The 18,170-nt window shown below is 38.2% G+C and carries 19 protein-coding genes and 1 tRNA gene; 9 read left to right on the top strand and 11 right to left on the bottom strand.

Annotated features, from left to right (window positions below; translation table 11 throughout):
* A partial coding sequence (locus AC1DG9_RS07540; protein ID WP_477634472.1) for an SAM-dependent methyltransferase occupies nt 1-544 on the top strand: 544 nt, incomplete at its 5' end.
* On the opposite strand, the gene nadD is transcribed toward AC1DG9_RS07540, so the two are convergent.
* The 3 genes from nadD to AC1DG9_RS07525 are packed head-to-tail and all read right to left on the bottom strand — an operon-like array spanning nt 541 to nt 2,579.
* A complete protein-coding gene (gene nadD, locus AC1DG9_RS07535; RefSeq protein ID WP_172662247.1) occupies nt 541-1,113 on the bottom strand; it encodes a nicotinate (nicotinamide) nucleotide adenylyltransferase in 573 nt (190 codons plus the stop codon). The two genes, AC1DG9_RS07540 and nadD, sit on opposite strands and share 4 nt — an antisense overlap.
* Nucleotides 1,114-1,116: 3 nt before the next feature.
* The gene (gene gmk / locus AC1DG9_RS07530; RefSeq protein WP_172662246.1) at nt 1,117-1,686 is read right to left on the bottom strand and encodes a guanylate kinase; all 570 of its coding nucleotides are present in this window, start codon (nt 1,684-1,686) and stop codon (nt 1,117-1,119) included.
* A 29-nt stretch (nt 1,687-1,715) separates the two neighbouring features.
* On the bottom strand, nt 1,716-2,579 hold the full coding sequence (locus AC1DG9_RS07525; protein WP_172662430.1) for a YicC/YloC family endoribonuclease: 864 nt from the start codon (nt 2,577-2,579) through the stop codon (nt 1,716-1,718).
* A 159-nt stretch (nt 2,580-2,738) separates the two neighbouring features.
* On the opposite strand from AC1DG9_RS07525, the gene AC1DG9_RS07520 reads away from it, so the two are divergent.
* Nucleotides 2,739-3,404 carry a hypothetical protein gene (locus AC1DG9_RS07520; RefSeq protein ID WP_246269683.1) on the top strand — a complete coding sequence of 222 codons (666 nt, stop codon included), beginning with the start codon at nt 2,739-2,741 and terminating at the stop codon, nt 3,402-3,404.
* Nucleotides 3,405-3,413: 9 nt separating this feature from the next.
* Here AC1DG9_RS07520 and rnc read toward each other — a convergent pair whose 3' ends face one another.
* Genes rnc through AC1DG9_RS07505 form a run of 3 tightly spaced genes read right to left on the bottom strand, consistent with a single transcriptional unit; the run spans nt 3,414 to nt 5,711 of the window.
* Nucleotides 3,414-4,142, bottom strand: a complete 729-nt coding sequence (rnc, locus tag AC1DG9_RS07515) for a ribonuclease III (RefSeq protein WP_172662244.1) — start codon at nt 4,140-4,142, stop codon at nt 3,414-3,416.
* A gap of 51 nt (nt 4,143-4,193) precedes the next feature.
* Nucleotides 4,194-5,447, bottom strand: coding sequence for a beta-ketoacyl-ACP synthase II (gene fabF, locus AC1DG9_RS07510; protein WP_048908233.1), 1,254 nt, complete (start codon nt 5,445-5,447; stop codon nt 4,194-4,196).
* Nucleotides 5,448-5,474: 27 nt separating this feature from the next.
* Nucleotides 5,475-5,711, bottom strand: a complete 237-nt coding sequence (locus AC1DG9_RS07505) for an acyl carrier protein (RefSeq protein ID WP_008508386.1) — start codon at nt 5,709-5,711, stop codon at nt 5,475-5,477.
* Between the two features lie 158 nt (nt 5,712-5,869).
* Between AC1DG9_RS07505 and AC1DG9_RS07500 the strand changes: the two genes are divergently transcribed.
* The 3 genes from AC1DG9_RS07500 (at nt 5,870) to AC1DG9_RS07490 (ending at nt 7,994) form a co-directional block, all read left to right on the top strand.
* The gene (locus AC1DG9_RS07500; RefSeq protein ID WP_048908234.1) at nt 5,870-6,289 is read left to right on the top strand and encodes an IPExxxVDY family protein; all 420 of its coding nucleotides are present in this window, start codon (nt 5,870-5,872) and stop codon (nt 6,287-6,289) included.
* Nucleotides 6,290-6,428: 139 nt separating this feature from the next.
* Entirely contained in the window at nt 6,429-7,859 is a 1,431-nt protein-coding gene (gene pyk, locus AC1DG9_RS07495) for a pyruvate kinase (protein ID WP_172662243.1), read from the top strand.
* A 47-nt stretch (nt 7,860-7,906) separates the two neighbouring features.
* Nucleotides 7,907-7,994: transfer RNA gene (locus tag AC1DG9_RS07490), tRNA-Ser, on the top strand.
* A 127-nt stretch (nt 7,995-8,121) separates the two neighbouring features.
* On the opposite strand, the gene AC1DG9_RS07485 is transcribed toward AC1DG9_RS07490, so the two are convergent.
* On the bottom strand, nt 8,122-10,701 hold the full coding sequence (locus AC1DG9_RS07485) for a hypothetical protein (protein ID WP_288883826.1): 2,580 nt from the start codon (nt 10,699-10,701) through the stop codon (nt 8,122-8,124).
* 155 nt (nt 10,702-10,856) lie between these two features.
* Between AC1DG9_RS07485 and AC1DG9_RS07480 the strand changes: the two genes are divergently transcribed.
* Complete coding sequence (locus AC1DG9_RS07480) at nt 10,857-11,024, top strand: hypothetical protein (RefSeq protein ID WP_477621950.1); 168 nt, start codon at nt 10,857-10,859, stop codon at nt 11,022-11,024.
* A gap of 88 nt (nt 11,025-11,112) precedes the next feature.
* On the opposite strand, the gene AC1DG9_RS07475 is transcribed toward AC1DG9_RS07480, so the two are convergent.
* The 3 genes from AC1DG9_RS07475 to glpK form a co-directional block, all read right to left on the bottom strand.
* Nucleotides 11,113-11,322, bottom strand: coding sequence for a hypothetical protein (locus tag AC1DG9_RS07475; protein WP_172662241.1), 210 nt, complete (start codon nt 11,320-11,322; stop codon nt 11,113-11,115).
* A 151-nt stretch (nt 11,323-11,473) separates the two neighbouring features.
* On the bottom strand, nt 11,474-12,205 hold the full coding sequence (locus AC1DG9_RS07470; protein ID WP_172662240.1) for an MIP/aquaporin family protein: 732 nt from the start codon (nt 12,203-12,205) through the stop codon (nt 11,474-11,476).
* Between the two features lie 32 nt (nt 12,206-12,237).
* Complete coding sequence (gene glpK / locus AC1DG9_RS07465; protein WP_172662239.1) at nt 12,238-13,728, bottom strand: glycerol kinase GlpK; 1,491 nt, start codon at nt 13,726-13,728, stop codon at nt 12,238-12,240.
* A 308-nt stretch (nt 13,729-14,036) separates the two neighbouring features.
* Here glpK and AC1DG9_RS07460 point away from each other — a divergent pair, with 308 nt between their 5' ends.
* The 3 genes from AC1DG9_RS07460 (at nt 14,037) to AC1DG9_RS07450 (ending at nt 17,518) form a co-directional block, all read left to right on the top strand.
* A complete protein-coding gene (locus AC1DG9_RS07460; protein ID WP_172662238.1) occupies nt 14,037-14,651 on the top strand; it encodes a porin family protein in 615 nt (204 codons plus the stop codon).
* Nucleotides 14,652-14,925: 274 nt separating this feature from the next.
* Nucleotides 14,926-15,558: a porin family protein gene (locus AC1DG9_RS07455; RefSeq protein ID WP_172662237.1), complete on the top strand. Its 633-nt coding sequence runs from the start codon at nt 14,926-14,928 to the stop codon at nt 15,556-15,558.
* Between the two features lie 253 nt (nt 15,559-15,811).
* Nucleotides 15,812-17,518, top strand: coding sequence for a glycoside hydrolase family 3 protein (locus AC1DG9_RS07450; RefSeq protein ID WP_288884306.1), 1,707 nt, complete (start codon nt 15,812-15,814; stop codon nt 17,516-17,518).
* An 8-nt stretch (nt 17,519-17,526) separates the two neighbouring features.
* Here AC1DG9_RS07450 and AC1DG9_RS07445 read toward each other — a convergent pair whose 3' ends face one another.
* Complete coding sequence (locus AC1DG9_RS07445; protein ID WP_172662235.1) at nt 17,527-18,066, bottom strand: thioredoxin family protein; 540 nt, start codon at nt 18,064-18,066, stop codon at nt 17,527-17,529.
* Between the last annotated feature and the right edge of the window lie 104 nt (nt 18,067-18,170).

The following is an 18,170-nucleotide window of genomic DNA, read 5'->3' as shown; positions in this document are numbered from 1 at the left end:
GAGTGATCTTGTAATTCATGATTATGGTAAACATAAACGCAACGACTCCTTTGTCCCATATTTTAAGGAACTAATGACAGGGAAAGACGTTGGTTTAATGAGCGAAGCCGGGTGTCCTGGTGTTGCAGATCCGGGAGCTGATATAGTTGCAGAAGCACATAAAAGAGGTATTAAAGTAGTTCCTCTTGTTGGTCCAAGTTCTATTTTACTGGCATTAATGGCCTCTGGCTTTAACGGACAAAGTTTTACTTTCCATGGCTATTTACCAATTGATAAAGTAGAAAGAGGGAAGAAAATTAAAGAACTGGAACAATTAGCAGATAAAAATAAACAGACCCAAATTTTTATAGAGACGCCTTTCAGGAATAATCATTTATTTGAAGATGTATTAAAGAGTTGCCAACCGCCAACATTACTTAGTGTTGCCAGCAATATTACATCAGATGAAGAATACATTAAAACAATGCCAATTGCATTGTGGAGGAAAGAACGAATAGATTTGCATAAAAAGCCTACAATCTTTTTGCTGTACCGTCAGGTTTAACGATACATATTTTTGCTTTCTATAAAAGCAAGAACATTGTCGGGGGTAAAATATTGAACATTTTTGCCCTCTTTAATCCCCTTGCGAATAAAAGTAGATGAAATATCCATCTGTGGAGTTTCAGTAATAACAATTGAAGGGTGATTTTCCCATTCACCAATATCTATACCAGGTCTGGGATATACATATATTTGATAGTTCTTTAAAAGAACCTCGTAATTTTTCCATTTTTTAAGGGAAACCAAATTATCTGCTCCCATTATTAATACAAATTCTTTCCCAGGATACTTTTCCTGTAAATAAGTCAACGTATCAATGGTATAAGAAGGTTGCGGAAGGGCAAATTCGATGTCGCTAACCCTGATTTTTTCTGAGTTTTCGGTCGCTAGCTTGGCCATCTCCAATCGGTCATACATATTAGTCAGACCGTTTTTATTCTTCAGTGGGTTATGAGGCGAAACCACTAACCAAACTTCCTTTAGCCCCGTAAAGCTTGCCATATAATTAGCAATTACCAGATGTCCGGTATGTATGGGGTTAAATGAACCAAAGAATAACCCTGTTTTCATGATTTAGCTATTGATAAAATCTCCAACAAGTTTTTCAGCTTCGGCACATGCGGTATCTAATTCGTAGTTTTTTAAGATAACATCAAATTTATCTGCATAGCCAAGCTCTTTTTCAGCCTTTATAAAACGTTCCTGTAGTTTTTCGGCGCTATCAGTACCCCGGCCGCTCAAACGTTCTTTTAGCACTTGTAAAGAAGGCGGTTGAACAAAGATAGCTAAGGCATCATCTTCATACTTGCGCTTTAGGCGCAATCCACCCTCTACATCAATGTCAAATATCACATGTTTGCCATCATTCCAGATGCGTTCAATTTCAGACCTTAAAGTGCCATAAAAAGTACCGTTATAAACTTCTTCAAATTCTACAAATTCCTGATGAGCAACTTTGTGCAGAAAATCTTCTTTAGAGATAAAATAATAATCCTTGTCATTTCTCTCATCTCCACGTAACTGGCGTGTTGTTGCAGAGATAGAAAAACTTAGTGAAGGAAATTTTTTAAGTAAGTGTTTTACAATTGTTGTTTTTCCGGCTCCCGATGGTGCAGAAAATATGATAAGTTTACCTTGTTTCATTTTTGTGTTGTTGTTTTTCAGCCAATGGCTTACAAAACATTTAATAGTTGTTCCTTTATTTTTTCGAGCTCTTCCTTCATACCCACAACCAACTGCTGTATTTGCGCATCGTTAGCCTTTGCACCCATGGTATTGATCTCTCTACCTATTTCCTGAGAAATAAAACCAAGTTTTTTCCCATTTGCGTCTTTGCTTTTTAAGGTTTCAATAAAGTAATCACAATGACTTCTTAGGCGAATCTTTTCTTCGGTAATATCAAGTTTATCAATATAATAAATTAACTCTTGCTCTAAACGGTTCTGATCTACGTTTATCTTTCCCACATTATCTTCAAGAAACTGATTTAATCTGCTTCTGATCTGAGGAATTCTAAGCGGTTCCAAAACTTCAATTTCGGAAAAGAACTGAAGAATATTTTTAATCCTCAATTCAAGATCAGTCTTTAAAACAACACCCTCGGCAAGTCTGAATTGATTAAAACTTTCAAGGGCCTTAATAAACGTATTGTTTAAAATGTCCCAGTCATTTTCATTAACATCTTCGTCAGAATAACTGATTACCTCAGGGAAATTAAGAACCGCCTGTAAAAGGTTGTTAGAATTGGCCCCTAACTGGATATTGATTTCTTCAAGCTGTTTGTAATACTTGCTCAATAAGGCAGCATTAATAGTTGCACCTTTTAAGTTTTCTTCACTGCGTTCTATGTTTATAGAAACGCTTACTTTTCCACGTTCAATTTCTTTGCTGCAGATATTACGCAGCAATAACTCCTTATCCGAGAAAGCCCTGGGTAGTTTTAAATTCAGTTCCAGGAACTTACTGTTTAAAGATTTTATCTCTACTGCAAACTTTACGTTTTCGTGGTCAGTAGAGGCCAGGCCATACCCTGTCATTGATTTTATCATGTGCAAAGATATAATTTATTGCCTTTTCAAACTCATTTAACTTTTTTTAACTTAGTTCATTGGCAAACAATGGTTAAGTTTACAAAAAATATTCGTTAGATGATAAGGCCTGGTTATTTAAATATTTTAGTATTCCTATTGTTCTTTGTGACATCCATATCCTCTGTTTCAGCTCAGCAAGAGTTTGTTCTTAAGGGAGCAGTAATGGAAAAAGGAGCCTCTACACGTGTTGCAGCCGCACAAATTATAAATAAAAGAACAGGATTATCAGTTTTAAGCAGCGACTTTGGTTTGTTCCAGATCAGAGCCGTACAGGGCGATACGCTTTTAGTAATTAAAATTGAATATTCGGATGCCGAGGCTGTTGTGCCTGCGGGTAAAGACCTCATTGTTTATTTAGATAGGGGAAGAACGCTTAGAGAGGTTAACATTACGGGGCAAAGCAAAAAACAGGAATTGAACGATATAAAGAGGGATTTTAAAAATAAAGGCTCATTCTATCAGGGAAAGCCTCCACTTTTGTCATTTCTTTTTAAACCGCTTACTGCTGTTTATGAATTGTTAGGCCGGACGCCAAAAAATGCAAGAAGATTTGGACGTTATTATGAAACGGAGATGCAACAGTCTTTAATCGATGGATTCTTTAATGAAGTTATCATTCAGAACAATACCGATTTAAAAGGAGAAGCATTGGAAAAATACATGCTTGATTATAGACCAGAATACGAGAAAGCCAAAAACTGGACAGAATACGACGCGGTCAAATACATAAAAGAGTCTTATAAATCGTATACAGACACCTTAAAAAAATAAGCTAAAATTCTAAATAGAAAGGGCCTCGCAGGCTTTTTCTGCCGCAAGCTTTTCGGCATTCTTTTTATTGTAATCCCTGCCCGTACCGAAGCTTTCACCCTCAATAACTGCCTGTATTGTAAATAACTTTGTGCTTTCGCCTTCGCTATTTTGAACCATATCAAAAGATATATCTTTTCCATGACGCTGGCACCATTCAATCAATTTACTCTTGAAATTAGTTTCAGTGAGCTCCAGGGTGTGAATATCGATGTACGGTTTCACTATTCTTTTAAGTAGGAAGTCTTTGGTGAAATTATAGCCTTTATCAAGATACACGGCGCCTACAAGCGCTTCAAATGCATCTCCCAGCATAGAATGATGTTTGGTTTGGATATTTACAGCTTTTTGATCAAAAACGATCAATTGATCAAAGCCCATTTTTCTGGCAAGCTGATTAAGGTTGGCACGATTCACAATTTTTGAACGCATTTCCGTTAAAAAGCCTTCTTCTTTATAAGGATAGCTTTTAAACAGTAATTCGGCAATTACAGAGCCTAAAATAGCATCGCCTAGAAATTCTAAACGTTCATTACTACTCCTACTACCGTTTTTTAGGATTTTTGCCACAGACCTATGCCTGAACGCCATTTTATACAAAACAGTATTTCCAGGCACAAAGCCTAAAATGTTGTTCAACTTTTTTATAAAGTCTTTATCGGATGATAGATAAAGCTTATACAGGTCAAATAATGGCATTAATTATTGCAAAATTAAAGGAGGCTAACAATAGCCTCCGCAAAGTGCTTTTTATTCTTCGTATTTTTTAAAAATCACAGAAGCATTGTGACCTCCGAAGCCAAAAGTATTACTTAAAGCAGCGCGGATAGGTCTCTTTTGTGCCACATTAAATGTGAAATTTAATTTCGGATCAAACGCAGGGTCATCAGTAAAGTGATTAATAGTAGGAGGTACTATGTCATTTTTTACTGCAAGGATAGATGCAATTGCTTCTATGGCACCTGCAGCACCTAATAAATGTCCTGTCATAGATTTTGTAGAGCTGATGTTTAATTTATAAGCATCTTCTCCAAATAAATCAACGATAGCTTTAGTCTCAGAAATGTCTCCCAAAGGAGTTGAGGTTCCATGAACATTAATGTAATCAATATCCGCAGTAGTTAAACCAGCATCTTTAAGCGCGTTTGTCATTACCATTTTTGCGCCTAGTCCTTGCGGATGTGGAGCTGTAATATGGTTAGCATCTGCACTCATTCCACCCCCAACTAATTCGGCATAGATCTTAGCACCTCTTTTCTTAGCATGTTCCAGTTCTTCCAAAATAATGGTTCCTGCACCTTCGCCGGCAACAAAGCCATCCCGGTCTTTATCAAACGGTCTTGAAGCTGTTTGAGGATCATCATTTCTGGTCGATAAGGCATGCATTGCATTAAAACCACCAATACCTGCTTCGTTAATGATTGCCTCAGATCCACCGCTAATCACGATATCGCACATATTCAAACGAATATAATTGTACGCATCGATCATTGCATTTGTAGATGAAGCACATGCAGAAACTGTAGCAAAATTAGGCCCCCTAAGTCCATATTTTATAGAAATATGGCCAGGAACAATGTCAATTATTACTTTCGGAATAAAGAACGGATTCATGCGCGGAGTACCATCGCCTAAAAAGAAGTTCTTCATTTCATCCTGAAATGTTTTAAAGCCGCCAATGCCTGAGCCCCAAATTACGCCAACACGGTTGGTGTCGATTTGTGAAAAATCGAAATTACCATCCTTTACAGCTTCATCTGTGGCTACTAAAGCATATTGAACAAATGGATCTAGCTTGCGCGCTTCCTTTTTGTCCAAAAAATCTTCTGGATTGAAGTTTTTAAGCTCACATGCAAATTTGGTTTTGAACTTTGAGGTGTCAAAACCTGTAATGGGGCCAGCGCCACTCACCCCATTTAACAGGCCATCCCAGAATTCCGGGATTGTACTGCCAATAGGAGTGAGCGCACCCAACCCTGTAACTACTACTCTTTTTACTTCCATTTATACGGATTATACGGAGACCGTATTTTACTTAACGTTTTTTTCTAAGTAAGCAATTGCTTGACCAACTGTACCAATGGTCTCAGCCTGATCATCAGGGATTGCTACATTGAATTCTTTTTCAAACTCCATAATAAGTTCTACTGTATCTAAAGAATCCGCACCTAAATCGTTAGTGAAAGAAGCCTCTGGTGTAACTTCGCTTTCATCCACACCTAATTTTTCAACGATAATAGCCTTAACTCTTGAAGCAATATCAGACATAATGTTATAATTTAATGGTTAAATAATTCAGTGCAAAGAAAAATAAATTCTTACACATTTCAAATGTTTTTATTTCTCTATCAATTTTAATGTTTTTATTTCGAACATTAAAGTAAAATTAGTTTTATAATTTCGTAATCCCGTAAATATACTGCGTTTTGAACAAAACTTATTTAAAACTATCATTAGACCTCGATTTTGTACTAATTGCCATTACTGCATCGCTAAAGGATTATATGCTTTGTCATAAAGTAAATACTAGTCTTAATTTTAATTTTGAAAAGGTTGAGGATCACGAGGTTTACTTTAATATTGATGAAGACCCATTACCGTTTTCAAAGTATTATTTTTACGTTGAACAAGGTGAAATTGAATATTATATCCTTAACAACCGAAATGCCGAAGGGTTTTTAATTCCTGAAATGAATAAAGTAGATTTTTTTATGATTATTCATCAGTACATTGATAAAGAAGATCTTAATTTTATAATCAACGGATTGAATAAACTACCTGATATTCAGGTAGCTGCGCAGATAGATCCGCGCAAATTGAAGTCGAGGGAAAATTTGATAATGTAAATTTTATATTGTAGGTGTATTAAATACACTATATTTGAACTTACATTATCAGACAAATAACATTAATAATCAGACGAGCATGGGTTTTTTATGTGAAAAATCATCGATTTGCGCGTCAATAATAAATTTAAGTAACTAAATGAAACCATTTCATTCCAGAACAAAAATTGTGGCCACCCTGGGCCCTGCTTCAGCTAAACCGGAAGTTTTATACAGTATGTTTAACGCCGGATTAGACGTTTGCCGTTTAAATTTTTCTCACGGTTCTCAGGCAGATCATCAGGAAGTATTGGATACCATTCGTAATATCAATGAAAAATACAATTATAATGTAGGTATCCTTGCCGATTTACAAGGGCCTAAAATTAGGATTGGTATGGTTAAGGATGGTGGTATCAACTTAGTTAATGGAAACCGTACCATCATTACTACGCAAGAATGCATAGGAAATGAAGAACGGATTTACATCACTTACGATACTTTTCCAAAAGATGTAAAAGCTGGCGAAATCATCCTTTTAGATGATGGTAAGCTGCAAATGCGTGTTATCGAAACTAACCTTAAAGACGAAGTTCTTTGCGAAATAGTTCACGGTGGTATTCTTACCTCAAGAAAAGGTGTGAATTTACCTAATACAAAAGTTTCTATTCCTTCTCTTACAGTTGAAGACAGAAAAAACCTTGAGTTTGTTCTCGAAAACGATGTAGAATGGATTGGACTTTCATTTGTTCGTAATGCTGAAGACATTATTGAATTAAAAGACATCATCAAGCAAAGAGGTAAAACTGCCCGTGTAATCGCTAAAATCGAAAAACCCGAGGCAATCGCTAATATCGATGAAATCATTGCTGTTTCTGATGGTATCATGGTTGCCCGTGGTGACCTGGGAGTTGAAATGCCAATGGAAGAAGTTCCTTTGTTACAAAAAATGATTGTACAAAAGTGCAGAGCTGCTTCGAAACCGGTAATTATTGCTACCCAAATGTTGGAAAGTATGATTACTACACCTAGGCCAACCCGTGCTGAGGTTAATGATGTTGCTAACTCTGTTCTTGATGGTGCTGATGCAGTAATGCTAAGTGGCGAGACCTCAGTAGGTGAGTTTCCGCTTATCGTTATTGAGACTATGCAGAAGATCATTCAGAATATCGAAACTAATAACTATCCATTCCACCCTGAAAAGTTCCTTAAACCAAAATCTGAGAGCTTTTTAAGCGATGCAGTTTGCGATACTGCTTGTTTCCTGTCTAAGCAAACAAACGCAGTTGGTATCGTTTCTATGACCGTGAGCGGATATACTGCATTTGAAATTTCAAGCCACAGACCTAAGGCATTAACTTATATCTTTACCAGTAACAGATCTCTATTAAATACTTTGAGCCTTTTATGGGGTGTTCAAGGTTTTTATTACGATAAATTTGAAAGTACTGATGAGACCATTCAAGATGTAAACAGCCTGCTTAAGGAATACAAAATGGTTAAAAAAGGAGACGTGATTATTAACACTGCTGCTATTCCAATGGAACAGAAAGGCAAAACAAATATGTTAAAAATCACTGTTATTGATTAATATTCAGTAACAGGAAAAAAAATACTACTTTTGCAATCCTGAAAAAAGGAGAGTTGTCCGAGTGGTTGAAGGAGCACGCCTGGAAAGTGTGTATACCTCAAAAGGGTATCGAGAGTTCGAATCTCTCACTCTCCGCAAGATGCAAATGAATTTTTAAACTCATAGGGTTGTTCGATGTCGAGCAGCCCTATTTGCTTTAATTTATACCTGGTTCGGCAAATGATATCTATAAAACAAACCCAGGCTATAAATAGTCCATATTTCAATAGCCACTCCTTTCTTGCCTGATAGGTTTGTTACTTGATACAGGATCAAAAAATATTCCGTTCAATACTGCATTATCGCCCCTAACCATATTGATCCTGAATTTCACGGATTTATTGTAAGCAAACTTCAGGTAGGTTCCACCGATGGAATTTTCAACTATTTTTACCGGGGCGATTAGGTTTGATGTTGCTGCGTCGAACATCTCCACCGAAATTTTTCTGCGCTTTTTATCCCAGTCGACAAAGTAGAGCGATACCTGATGGTTTTTTACGCCTTTGATGTCAATGGTACAGGTGAAAGTGTACCCGATCTGATCAGCGTCTGCACTGTAGAGACAGGAGGCAGTTCTGGGTGTTCCGTTTCCTGCATCTGGAGCTAACGCCCGCTGGTCATTGGTCTTAGGTTCCCATACTGTATTGAGCGGTTCGCCGTTACCCTTGACTTTGTAATAAGAAACAGCGGAAACATAGCTGGGAAGCGCTCTTTTATCGACTCCAGCTCCATTATAATTGCAAAGGACATAGCCGTCTTTTCCAAAGATCTTACCCCAATTTCCGCTCGTGGTTGTATCCATACCCATGAACTTTGCAGGATATTGTTCAATAGGTTCAGGATATTTTGGTGTGTTACCTAAATAGGTTGTGACAATTTTATATGTGCCATGGCGTACACCGGTAAAGTACAAAAAATGCGTATCCTCTCTCGCAGCGGAAACGCCCGATACTGAATGATATTTCCCATCCCAGGCCAATTTGCCATTGATCGTGATGCGACTAATTTTTTTTTCAGCTTTTGGAATGCCAATTCTTCCGATGCTGCCGGCAGGGGTGGATATGACAGATAGCCCAGTTAAAATATCAAAATTTGCGCTGATATCGCCGAGTGGGGTTGGAGTTCTTCCTGAGACATCTGTCAACGTTCGGCCAAGGTGGGGTAGTATGTCAAATGTAGTAAAGCCGGGAGCAGTCGGCTTTATGCCGAGCACTTCTTCGCTAAGCCATTTTGTAACTCCTGCACCCCATGGGTGGCAAAGGCTGGTAAAACCACACTGGTTGTTGGGCACCGGACCATTGGTACTGATTACTGAGTTCCATGATGGACGGTAGTCTTCAAAAAATGTGGTGCCCCCGTATCTTAACTGACCTCCCCAAAGATCACGTATGGAACTTAAAGCCTCGTCATATTTATTCATCCTCGCAAATGCCTGGATAACAAAATATTGATTGAACGGAGAATACGAAACCCGATTTACCCTGTCAGTAAAATTTCTATTATATATCGCTTTTTTTTCTTTATCGTTCAAAAGATTGGTTGTAATGGCATCTGCTCCGGCATGGAGACCAAAGGAATGATACCATTCATGAGTTTTCTTCAATTCAAGGATTTTTTCAGTTGCATATCCACGATATTTTTCCTGAAGATCTTTGCGTCCACACGTAGCCATGGCTTCGGAAAATTCATTCCATGCGCGTATGGAAAGCATTTTGTAGGCATTTTGTGGCTCGGGAAGATTGGGGTGCTCAAATCCTGATCCCAAACGTTCATCCCAGCCGAAAAACTCCAGATTTGGATCGGTTCCGTAAACCTTGTAGGCATCATCCAGTTTTACACACACGTTGGCAATATAATTGTTCAATGTTTCGGTATCACCAGTATACCTATAATAATCTATCAGGCTCAGAACCCAGTAAAGCGCATAACTCCTGATGCCGTTACTCTGAGTAGAAGTATATTCAATATTCTTCTTGATAAAGTCGAAATTCCCGAAGGCAACCATAGAAGCTGCCTGAGCAGGATGCGCATCCCCTGTCCAGGAAAATCTATCGCCGCGATTCATTAAAATCGCGCCCAGATAATCCTTAAGTAGGTTTAGCTTTACCGTGTATGCACCCGTATACCATATGCGTGTAAGTGTTGTGTCACTACATGAGAAACGTCCCTTATAGTTAACCGGTTTGGTTTGACAAATAAGTCGTACTGAGGTAATTCTCCAGGTTTTTGAGAATGACCGGACATGTATCCAGCCAAATCTTACTCCTTCATATAATTCAGGATTCAATTCAAGCCGATAGGTATTTCCATACTTTTTTGGACGAGCAGTCTTTGTTGGGTAATTTGCTGGGTAATCAGGTGTTTCATTGTATTCACTAATGCTCATTTCTACACTCCCAATTTGGTCTGGGCTGTCAAATTCTAACCAACCGGCATTGTTCTGTCCGAAATCAAAACGAATATCGCCCTCGCCGTTTACTATGATGCTATGATTCAGTTTGAAATCGGACATATTAAAGTTCCTGGTATTAGAGACTGTCCAACTTTTTGGAGACAACTGATAAGTTTCCATACCGTCACTTGCCTTTGGATCACTCCAGGTATAGTCGATTATCGGATCCGGTGAAAAAAGGTTTGGAGTACCATTTTTTTCTGCTGTTATCGACGGGTAATCTTTGCCTTGTGCAATTGCCGAACAGTTGCTCCCTAAAAAGTTTATCAATAAAACGAATGCTATTATGGCTTTATCAGGATTATATTTCAGATAGTTTCTCCAAACAAGGTTAAATTGTTTACATATCATAAGTAAATCGATTCAATGTTTATAATTGGTTGAGCACAAAAATATAGGTCCATGACAAATCCTTACTGTTCAAAAGTTGTTATTATTTGCATTTTTTGATATTATTGTTTTTCGACATCTTCGCTTCGATAAGAATATCTGTTCCTCTAACTTGTTTGTTTCACCTGAACTTATATATATATCATGGGGCTGTTACCATTGGGGATATTATGAATGAACGTGCCCGCGAATTGTATTGGGAAGAATGGAGGAATGTTAAACTGATTCGGGTGTCGCTTTACCTGGCTCGCAGTGGCAAGCCTGATGAATGGGGCAATACCTAAGTTTGGATAACTTTGACTGGCCGATTCCTTATGCAGAAATTACCGCTAATAATAAAGGGAGACTGAGTCAGAATTTTTGTTAATTGATTTATTTGATTTCCTTGCCAATGTCAGCGTTCCACGCATCAAAATACTTTTGAGCATCTGAATGAAACGGAATTAGCGCATGATGTTCGATAATACGTTTCCTTAAGCCCCACCAGGTTATGCGTTGAATCTTTAATATGTATATGATACCAACGGCATTATGTGCTGTACTTGGATCTGGTTCATACGACAATAGTATGTGTTTGGCCATAGAGCGTTAATTTATATTTGTTTAGTATGTCTAACGAATAGACTTATCCCAATTACAAAGGTATAAAAATCTGTAATTTGTCAACACGAGAAAATTTACTCTAATGTAATATTTTAACCTCAATTTAAATAGTGCTCCTACGGTCGCAAAACTAAACTTTTATACATAAATATAACAAAGCGGCTAATGAACAACCTATAATAGGCCCGATTACTGGTATCCATGCATAATTCCAGTTATTTCCACCTTTACCTGCAACCGGAAGCACGGCGTGCATAATTCGAGGGCCAAGGTCTCTCGCCGGATTAATGGCATATCCTGTTGTACCACCAAGAGATAATCCGATAACCCAAACCAGGAAGGTTACTGGCAAGGCACCAACGGAACCTAAACCAATTGGAGATTTATCTGCACCTAATGACGCATCTGTAAAGTGAAATATCACAAAAATCAGCACAAAAGTGCCTATTATTTCACTAATCAAATTTGAAATGGTATTTGGTATAGCTGGTGCTGTACAAAAAGTAGCCTGTTTTGCTCCTTTGTCTGCGGTTCCTCTGTAAAAATCTTTAAATAAAAGCCAGACCAGAAAGGATCCCAGCATCGCGCCTATAAATTGAGCCGCAATATAGGTCGGGGCATCTGCCCAGTTAAATTTTCCTGCAATAGCCAAACCAATTGTTACAGCTGGATTAAGGTGAGCTCCGCTGTATGGGCCGGCAATAACTACGCCTACAAATACGGCAAGTGCCCAGGCTGTGGTAATTACCATCCAGCCACCATTGTTTCCTTTAGTTCCGGTTAGAACCACATTGGCAACAACACCGTTGCCCAATAAAATCATAAACATAGTGCCGAGGATTTCGGCTGAAAATGCAGACATGCTGATAAGATTTAAATATGTTACTAGTTTGGTTAATTTTCAGCGTACGCTTTTGCTGCCTTTACAGCCCTATTCCATCCTTTAATACGCTCTTCTATATTTTTCGCTTCTCCGGCTTTAAAGCTCTTATCTATTTTCCACTGACCGCTAATGTCGTCCATGTTGTTCCAGTAGCCAACAGCCAAGCCAGCCAGATATGCCGCTCCCAAGGCGGTAACCTCTGTTACCTGGGGTCTGATTACTGTTGTTTCAAGCACGTCAGCCTGAAATTGCATAAGTATGTCGTTGGCAGTTGCACCCCCATCTACTCTTAGCTCTTTAATTCTAAGTCCTGAATCTGCTTCCATAGCCTTTAACACCTCCATTGTTTGGAAAGCGATACTTTCAATGGCTGCTCTGGCAAGGTGAGATGCATTCGTGCCTCTGGTAATTCCGGTAATGGTACCTCTGGCATCCTGATTCCAATGTGGAGCCCCAAGACCTGCGAAGGCAGGAACAAGGTATACACCACCTGTGTCTGCTTCCCTTAAAGCCAGTTCTTCTACATCGGCTGATGTGGCAATTAAGCCTAGCCCATCTCTTAGCCACTGTACAACTGCTCCCCCTATAAATATGCTTCCTTCTAATGCGTATTGTACTTTTCCGTTTATTTTCCAGGCAATGGTAGTTACGAGGTTGTTTTGCGATACTATAGGTTTATCTCCAATATTCATCAACATAAAGCATCCGGTTCCATAAGTGTTTTTAACCATACCTACTTCTGTGCACATTTGACCAAAAAGAGCGGCTTGTTGGTCGCCAGCTATCCCTGCAATAGGTATTTTGGCTGCAAGTACATTGCCTGTGGTTTCTCCATAGACTTCGCTTGATGATTTTACTTCGGGAAGGATGTTGCGTGGTATATTAAAAAGATCAAGCAATTCCTGATCCCAGTCAAGGGTGTGGATGTTATAAATCATTGTCCTTGATGCGTTGGTCACATCAGTAACATGCACCCTGCCATCAGTTAGTTTCCATATCAGCCATGAATCTATGGTTCCAAAGGCGATATCTCCGGCTTCAGCTTTTTCTCTTGCTCCGGGAACATTTTCCAGTATCCATCTGATTTTTGTGGCCGAGAAATAGGCATCTATAATAAGCCCTGTTTTTTCCTGTACGCTTTTGGCCAGGCCTTGCGCTTTTAACTCATCACAGTAGGCAGACGTGCGTCTGTCTTGCCATACAATAGCGTTGTGTAGTGGTTCTCCGGTTTTTCTATCCCATAATACCGTTGTTTCTCGCTGATTAGTGATGCCTATGGCAGCGATGTCGTTAGGCGTTATACTGGCTTTTATGATCGCTTCAGTTGCTACAGCAACCTGGCTAGACCAAATTTCTGTAGCATTATGCTCTACCCATCCTGGTTGAGGATATATTTGCTTAAACTCTCTCTGTGCAATTGAAATAATGCTTCCTTCTTTATCAAAAACAATTGCCCTCGAACTTGTAGTTCCCTGATCTAAGGATAGAATATACTTGCTCATACTTTATATTTGGAATAATGTGTAATAAAACGTAAGTATAAGAAATCATTATCGAAAGTAAAAGCAAGTCGTGTGAAATTATTTTGTTTTTCTGATCTATAGTTTTGAAGAGGTGTATGTTTAATTGTTTGTATCAAATTAGATACAATTTAATAGGAAGCCAACGAATTGGAAGATAATATTTAGAGGCAAAAATTGATGTTGTAACAAGTTTTAAATGGGTGGTAGACAGTGTTTAAAGAGGATATAGTGGCGTTGTTTTTAAAATTGGCACATTTCTTTCTGATGAACATGAAAAACTACACAAAATGAAAAAATTAATTGTTTTGGCCATTGGCCTATTCGTAGCCGGTGCAGCAAATGCACAGAGCCCAATCAGATTGGGTATTAAGGGAGGCTTAAACTTACCGAACATTATTAAAGGTGACGGTAATAATGATTTTAAAACAAAAGTTAATCCTGGTTTCAATGCCGGTATTACTTTGGATATTAATCTGATTAAAGGATTGGCATTTACTCCGGAGTTACTGTATTCTACAAAAGGGTATAAAGCAGAGACTCCTTTTGGTGAATTTACGCAAACAACTCATTTTATTGATATTCCTATTTTAGCAAGTATTAACGTTGGTGGTTCAGGATTGAATTTAGTGGTTGGTCCTCAGGTATCTTTCCTTACTTCAACTAAAAACAAATTTGAAAATGGATTTGGAACTGCTGAAGAAACAATTATTGAAGATAAATCGGATAGATTTAAGAAAAGTCTGGTTGGAGGTGTAATTGGATTCAGATATGATGTAACTGATAAGGTAGACATTCATGGCCGTTATGCATTGGATTTCCAAAAGAACAACGAGAATGGATCAAAAGAAACTCCTGAATACAAGAACCAGGTGTTCTCTGTAGGATTAGGATTGAAATTCTAATTGTTTCGGTTGGATAATTAGATACTCAATTTTTACGGAAGAGCCCGACTATTAATGGTCGGGCTCTTTTGTTTATGCTAATCCCATTAGAGTGTATCAATTCCGAGACACTCACAACGCACGGGTTCATTAGGTTCTGATGAGTGTTTGGTTTTGTTTGTAAACAGCAGTAAATGAGCTGTTTGTTTATTTGTTTGCCTCCCTTTAGATGATTGGTTTTGGGGTCTTTGGCATGGTTATTACAATACACTCTGTGAATTTTAAACAGAAAATTATGAAAAAATTATTCATTATAGGACTAGGATTAACAGTAAGCAGTTTAGCTTTTAAGGCAAATGCACAGACTTCACAGTCGGCTGCTAACGACAAAATGAGCTTCGGTATTAGAGCCGGTGCCAACTTGATGAATATGGGCAAAATCCAGTGGGGTGGCCAAGATTATTCAACAGACTCAAGGGTCGGATTTCAGGCAGGTATTTATGCCGATTTACCTATGGGCGGAGGGTTTGCCTTCTTGCCAGAAGCGATGTTTATACAAAAAGGTGCTAAATTAAGTGAAAACGGGGTGGATTTTGATACCAAGGTATCTTATATAGATGTTCCTGTATTAATAGGGTATAAGGCTACTCCGGAACTAACTGTATTTGCAGGCCCTCAGGTATCATTCCTTCTTTCACAAAAATCGACAGGTGCACTCAATAATGGTATTGAGGGAGAATCGACCGATACAGAGAATTTTAGTAAGTCGCTGGCCGGTGGTGCTGTTGGTTTGGGATATAGTATCACACCAAATATCAATGTTAACGCACGATATATGATGGACTTCCAAAAGGCTCTTAAGGATGATGTAAACCAGGATAAGATTAAGAATAAAGGATTTGCATTATCATTAGGTTACACTTTTTAAGTTGGCCGGTTTTTAAAGTGTAAGTAAAAGAAATTGAGGTCTTTGCAAAAATATCAAAAATTGCATGTAACTTTAAAAAGTTATGAAAGAGATATTTCTTTCTTCTTCATACTTCAAAAAGATAACCAACGAGAGCAGGAACGAAATTAATCCCTAATTGTGTGTGAGGATAATATTCCTATTTAACCTTAAAAAGCATCCTGAATAGGGTGCTTTTTTTATAACTTTGAAATTTAAACAATCCATTGCCGTAATGAACGTTAAACATCTGCTTATTGCTACCCTCCTTTTATCTATCTCAGTATCGTCAACAAAGGCTCAAAAAAAATCTTATTTACAAACTTTAACAGAGAAGAATCACTGGGTTGATTCTGTATTCAATAAATTGAATAGACGCGAGAAAATTGCCCAAATGTTCTTTGTGAGAGCACACACCAATTTGGGGAAGGCTTATGAAGACTCTATTGCCAACGTAATTAAAAAGGAAGATGTTGGTGGCTTGGTGTTTTTTCAGGGAGGACCTGGCCGACAAGCTATTTTAACAAATCAATATCAGTCATTATCAAGGGTACCCTTATTGATTACTTCTGATGGAGAGTGGGGTCTGGGGATGCGTTTAGATAGCACTATCTCTTATCCTTACCAAATGGCCTTAGGAGCAATTCAGGATAAAGAGCTGTTATATAAAATGGGCCTGGAAGTGGCTAAAGATTATAAACGCATTGGTATGCACATGAATCTTGCACCTGATGTTGATGTAAATAATAACCCTAAAAATCCGGTTATAAACTATCGTTCTTTCGGAGAAAATAAATACAACGTAGCTACAAAGGCTGGCGAATATATGAGGGGAATGCAGGATGGGGGTCTATTGGTTAGTATTAAACATTTTCCCGGACATGGAGATACCGATGTAGATTCTCATTACGACCTTCCTCAGCTTAAGTTTTCTAAAGCACGTTTGGATAGTTTGGAGATTTATCCATTTAGAGAATTAATTCGTCAGGGTGCTGCAGGTGTTATGATTGCACACATGAATATTCCGGCACTAGACAACACACCGAATATGCCTTCAACATTATCAAAACCCATTGTTACTGGTATTTTAAAACAGGAATTGGGTTTTAAGGGACTGATTATTTCTGACGCTATGGGCATGAAAGGGGTGGTTAAATATTTTAAGGACGGAGAAGCTGATGTAATGGGTGTAATTGCAGGTAACGATATTCTGGAGCTTTCAGAAAATAGCGATAGAGCAATAAAACTAGTTCGTAAAGCGGTTAGACAAGACCGGATTAGCATGGATAGAATTAACGAAAGTGTTAAAAAGATCCTTACGGCTAAATACTGGGCGGGCTTAAATGCCCGCGATTCTATTAATGAAAGAAATGTGGTTGCTGATGTAAACAGACCGGAAAGTAAAGTGCTTTTGCAAAAGCTGGCTGATGCTTCTATGACGCTGTTAAGGGGCAAGGCAAATATTAGTCAATTGTCTAAGGATAGAAGAACGGTAATCATCAGTTTAGGTACACCTGGAGTTACAGATTTTCAACGTGATCTAGGGGCTTACTATAAAAATTCTGTATTCTATACACTGGATAGGAACGCCAATGCTACAGCTATTGCAAAGGTTTTGAGATACATTAATGTTTTTGATCAGGTAATTGTTGGCATTCATGATACTCGTATCAGGCCTGGAAACGGGATGATTTTAAGTAACGACTTGAAGATGTTTATTAAGGATATGTCGTTAAGTAATGCAATTTTTGCTTTGTTTGCCAATCCGTATAACCTATCGGCATTGCCTGGTCTTGAGAACAGCAAAGGGCTTATAGTAGCCTATCAAAAAGAGGATTTCATGCAAAAGGCGGCCGCATCTGTAATTAAGAATCAACTGATTCCTACAGGGAGACTGCCCGTTACTGTGAATGCTTTTTTTAAGTATGGAGACAAAGAGTAATTGTTAAATTACTTTGCTTTTTGTTGTTTGTAAGTTTCCGGATCAACTGCTTTTGGCGTCCAGTTTTTCAAGAAGTCGGTAACAGCTTTTACGCTATGTCCCGTTTTCTTTTTGCCATTTGCATCTTTCTCATCCGTTTCCAGGTAAGCAGAGTTTTGGGTATGCAATAATTTTCCGTTACCATCAAGTATTACAAAAACAGGAAATCCGAAACGTTGCGGGTAATTAAGGCTGGCAAGCACAGCCTCGTTTTTGTTTTCAGGACTGTAGTTTACCAAAACAACTTCGTAGTTGTCGTTAATGAATTGTTTTAATTCAGGCGTATTGTCAACCATTTTATGAAAAGCAATACACCAGCTGCACCAGTTACCACCAATTTGCAAAAACACATGTTTTCCTTCTTTTTTAGCTTTAGCTACAGCGCCATCAATATCTGCACGGGCATTGGCCTGTGGATTATAAATATGTACCGCTTCTTTTTTCTCTTGTGCAGAGCTTGCGCCTACAGTTGCTATGGCAATAAGTAGTATTAAGGCTATCCTTTTCATTGTTCAGTAATTTAATTGCAAAATTAATAGAATAGCTAACATCAATTGTAATACCAGTTTAATATTCTCTAGTTAAATAGTAGATTTTATTTGTAGCCATATTT

This window comes from Pedobacter sp. 05L430 (genome assembly GCF_056397585.1).
The sequence above is the reverse complement of the archived record's forward strand: the minus strand, read 5'-3'. Positions and strand labels throughout refer to the sequence as shown.